The sequence below is a fragment of the Methanosarcina baikalica genome, assembly GCF_031461075.1.
GTDB classification, from domain to species: domain Archaea; phylum Halobacteriota; class Methanosarcinia; order Methanosarcinales; family Methanosarcinaceae; genus Methanosarcina; species Methanosarcina baikalica.
Map to the genome: position 1 here is coordinate 1 of NZ_JAVKPK010000139.1, position 1,776 is coordinate 1,776.

At 36.4% G+C, this 1,776-nt stretch carries 2 protein-coding genes; both read left to right on the forward strand.

The genetic code is table 11. The features are described 5' to 3' along the window. Positions 1-88 precede the first annotated feature (88 nt). Positions 89-361 (forward strand): hypothetical protein, encoded by a 273-nt coding sequence (locus RG963_RS16390; protein ID WP_310577348.1) that lies wholly within the window; start codon positions 89-91, stop codon positions 359-361. 141 nt (positions 362-502) lie between these two features. Beyond that, a complete protein-coding gene (locus tag RG963_RS16395) occupies positions 503-1,741 on the forward strand; it encodes an IS66 family transposase (protein ID WP_310577349.1) in 1,239 nt (412 codons plus the stop codon). Positions 1,742-1,776: the final 35 nt, after the last annotated feature.

The following is a 1,776-nucleotide window of genomic DNA, read 5'->3' on the forward strand; positions in this document are numbered from 1 at the left end:
GTATCCTCTTCAAATTTTATGGGTTTTCAATCGCAGGAAACATATAATTGTTTCTCCATTTCCTCTTATCATATTTTGGAGCAAAAAAATGGATCTTGAAACCCTCAAGGAATTGCTGGCATCATTGGATATTAATCCTGATGAAATTCAGGATGAAAGATATGCCACATCTTTTCGCATTCTGTTTTCTGTCATTGAAAAACAGAACGAAGAGATCGAATTCCTCAAGGCAGAGAATCAAAAACTTCGAGACGAAATCAACCTACTCAAAGGTGAACAAATCAAACCTAATATTCGTGGCTCTAAAAAGAATGATGACATTTCTTCTGAAAAAGAGAGACGAAAAAGACGTTTTCCATAGAGCAAGAAATCTAAATCAAAACTGGATAAAATAGAGATTCATCGAATTGAGACTTGTAAAGTTGATAGGTCCGTTTTACCCATCGATGCATATTCTAAAGGTTATAGGGACGTAATAATTCAGGACATTTCCATAAAACCTATGAACACCAACTTCAGGATAGAGATTTTTTATTCTCCTTCTTCTCACAAAACATATTCAGGTGAACTTCCAGGTAGTATCAAAGGTGAATTTGGCCCTGGAATCAGATCTCTTATAATAACTCTTAACCATGTTGCTAATGTTTCAGAGCCCAAAATACATGAGTTTCTGAAAAATATTGGCGTTCATATATCCAAAGCCACTATTTCTCGAATTTTGACAAAAAATGCTGATGTATTCCATCAGGAGAAAGCTGAGATTTTTCTTGAAGGTCTAAAAGCTACGCCTTATCAGCAGATAGATGATACAGGTACAAGAGTTAATGGTGACAATCACTATACTCAGATCCTTTGTAATCCTTATTATGCTGCCTATTTTACAGTTCCCAACAAGAGTCGAGAAAATATTTTAGATGTACTTTTATGTGGAAAAGAAAAAACGTACCGCTTTAATGATGAAGCATTTGACCTGATGGAAACGTTTAATGTTTCCCAAATATGGACGGAAAAGCTCTCTTCTGTTAAAAACAAAATATTCAGTGACGAAGAAATACGTCGAAAACTGGATTATTTGTTCTCGGTTAATGGATATAAAACTACTAAGAAGAAAGTTCTTGAAGCCTGTGCAATTGCAGCATATCATCAAAGTACAGACATACCTGTGGTTACCACACTTCTGAGTGATGACGCACGTCAATTCAAGCAAATTGCATATCATCATGCTCTTTGTTGGATTCATGATGGAAGAAACTACAAGAAATTGAGGCCAATAGTACCTTACCATAAAGAAAAGCTGGAAGCTTTTCTGGACAGATACTGGGACTTTTATGGGGAACTCTGTGAATTTAGAGAAAATCCAGATTCAGAGATCGCGAAACAATTATCCACGAAGTTTGATCAATTGTTTTCGACTATAACAGGGTATGAAAAGCTGGATGAAAGAATCTGTAAAACAAAAGAGAACAAGGAACATCTCTTGAAGACATTGATTTTACCAGAGGTACCGCTGCATAACAATGCAGCAGAGTTAGCGGCAAGAGCAAAGGTCAGAAAAAGAGACGTGAGCCTGCAAACCATAACAGATGAAGGAACAAGGGCAAACGACACATTTATGACGATTGTTCAGACAGCAAAGAAACTGAGTGTAAGTGCATATGATTACATATTTGATAGAGTGAGCAACACGTTTGAAATGCCGTCTCTAGCAAAACTGATCAGAGAAAAAAGCTCATTGAGTTGAAAGTAAGAGCTTTCCACTCAATTTGAAGAGGATAC

What these genes read in the sequence shown, in the direction of transcription:
- RG963_RS16395 (WP_310577349.1), top strand. Translation starts at nt 503, where the DNA reads ATGAACACCAACTTCAGGATAGAGATTTTTTATTCTCCTTCTTCTCAC.
- RG963_RS16390 (WP_310577348.1), top strand. Translation starts at nt 89, where the DNA reads ATGGATCTTGAAACCCTCAAGGAATTGCTGGCATCATTGGATATTAAT.